This is a genomic window from Candidatus Symbiopectobacterium sp. NZEC135, assembly GCF_025962695.1.
On the sequence record NZ_JAGFPF010000257.1, the window covers coordinates 1 to 2,081 of the forward strand.

At 51.6% G+C, this 2,081-nt stretch carries 2 protein-coding genes and 1 pseudogene; all 3 read right to left on the reverse strand.

The window, feature by feature from the left end:
- Window positions 1-155: 155 nt before the first annotated feature.
- On the reverse strand, window positions 156-476 hold the full coding sequence (locus tag J5224_RS25590; RefSeq protein WP_413544726.1) for an ogr/Delta-like zinc finger family protein: 321 nt from the start codon (window positions 474-476) through the stop codon (window positions 156-158).
- The gene (locus J5224_RS25595) at window positions 473-1,501 is read right to left on the reverse strand and encodes a phage portal protein (RefSeq protein WP_264628013.1); all 1,029 of its coding nucleotides are present in this window, start codon (window positions 1,499-1,501) and stop codon (window positions 473-475) included. Before J5224_RS25595 ends, J5224_RS25590 begins: the two co-directional genes overlap by 4 nt.
- Window positions 1,498-2,081 (reverse strand): annotated as a pseudogene (locus J5224_RS25600) (terminase); the annotation flags it as partial. The pseudogene J5224_RS25600 and the gene J5224_RS25595, both read right to left, overlap by 4 nt.

Genomic DNA, 2,081 nt, shown 5'->3' on the forward strand with positions numbered 1-2,081 from the left:
TGCAGCGTATAGATCTGGTCGTGCGATTGATTGCTGACAGCGAGTGTTGTGATGAAGATATGACGTTGGCAATTAACTGGATTGCGGAGTTAACGCGGGATTTGGTCTGCAAGGTTGATGAGTATGGACGTAAAAACCCCCATGAAGGGGGCAAATCAGGCGGCGGGGTTTTGCAGTAAATTTAACAGCATTTGTCGCCGTTCGGGGTCTAAGGTATCTACGATCCCCTTCAATAAGCTGTCTTGTGATTTAGCGCTTGGGCTGATTGTGTGTGAAAACGTCATGTTTAATACAAATGTATGCCCACACTCGACGTCAGCACATGCACAGTAAATATCTGATATATGGCGATGTTTACGAACGGTTTTGCGGATAATCGCCTTGCTATTGCACTCAGGGCAAACGACTTTCAGTACACGCATGTTTCTGGCTCTCGATGAGTGAAATTGGCCAAATTTTAGCATTTTTGACCTCATTTATCACCCTCGGGCGTTTCATCAATAGTGAATTTCAGATGTAAGGCGGGCGGCACTTCTTTATCCCCATTCACGGCGGCCATAAAACGGCGCTGGATGGGGATCACCTCATCTTTGCGATAGGTAGTGCGGGCTTTCTCGGGATCACCCAATCCCGCCGCATTTTGCGGGATAATACCGCACAGGCCAGCCGGGAAGCGGTGGGCGTTGAGGATATCCTGCGCGCTGATGTTCTTCACGTTGGCAAACTCATCTTTGGCGCTGATGTCGCCCATCTGGATAAATTGCACCCCTTCTTTGTCGCCGTTAGGGATGTTCACCAGAATGGTGGAGAAATTGCCAATTCCTTTGCTGCTGGCTAATTGCCGCTCGATCTCTTCTTCAATCTCATCAGTCATGTTCGGGTCGCTGGTATACAGAATGCCCCCTGTGTGCGCCCCGTTATGGTAGTAACGGCGTCGGAAAATCACCGCCTCACTGTTGAGTAATGCGGAGTGAATGCCGCCGATATAGTCGGGCAGGCCGTACACCTGCTGTTGGGGGTCATACATCTTGATAAAAATCACATCTTCCGGGGGGTAAACCAGCGGTTCACCGTTCTGGAGTACCACAAATTCCTCGGATTTTCGGCAGCGTAGATAAAGTGCCGGCAGCGGGGCCAACGCCACAACATCCCCCCACCCGTTACGCACTTTCAGGATGGCTACATCCCCAAAGGTGATGTAATCAAACAGCACGGCCAGAATGTCATCGTGAGTTAATCCGCCGCTCAGGTAGTCAGAGGCCACCATGTTACGGCGTGAATAGACGATGCCGCCGTGCTGGCCATTCAGATTGATGAGCTGTGCCAGCGCCAGGCGATCAATCGGTAGCGTGTAATGGTCGAAATTGTTGTCGTACCACACATCGTGATAATCGGTGCCAGTGGTTAACACCGGTTCCGGCTTACCAAAAGTGATAATGCTCATTTTCTTTTGCGGAGCGCTGTTAGCCGTTTTGCCGCGTCGGTTAGTCGTCTTTTTCATGCTGCTTTTTTTAGTCTCCATCGGGATTGCAGTTTGTTCTCATAGTTCAGCGGTTCATTGTCCAGCGCGTGCATGATGGCAAAAGCGGCCTCCGCGTGACCGGTTTCCGCACTGCGATCGGCAACAAAGGTCATGGCATTGCCGCTGGCGGTGGTGGTTTTTCTGATGGCCATAAAGGACGCGGCGATCGCCTTTTCATCCTGATCCCATTCAATGCGTTTGCTTTCCACCACGTCAGCGGCTTTCATCACCAGGCGGTTTTTTGTCTCTACGCCGTAGCGAATGGCTTTTGCCTGGCGCATGGCGAAATGCTGGATGTTTTCAAACACGCCAATGCCAAGGCCGGTGATATCTATGCCGATATAGGTGAAGTGGTATTGCTGGAACAGCTTCTTGATCTGGTTGGCCTGATAGCGAAAATTCATGCCCTGCCAGTTAATCACCCGCAGCACACGGAATTTTTCACCCTCATAAAGCGGCGGCGCGATGATCACAAAGGTAGAGAGGTCGCCGGAACGGGCAGGGTCATAGCCGCCCCACACTTCACGGTTGCCAAACGGGCGCGGTGCGCTGGGGTCAT

Coding starts and splice junctions, on each gene's coding strand:
- J5224_RS25590 (WP_413544726.1), bottom strand. CDS start 476: ATGAGGTCAAAAATGCTAAAATTTGGCCAATTTCACTCATCGAGAGCC.
- J5224_RS25595 (WP_264628013.1), bottom strand. CDS start 1,501: ATGAAAAAGACGACTAACCGACGCGGCAAAACGGCTAACAGCGCTCCG.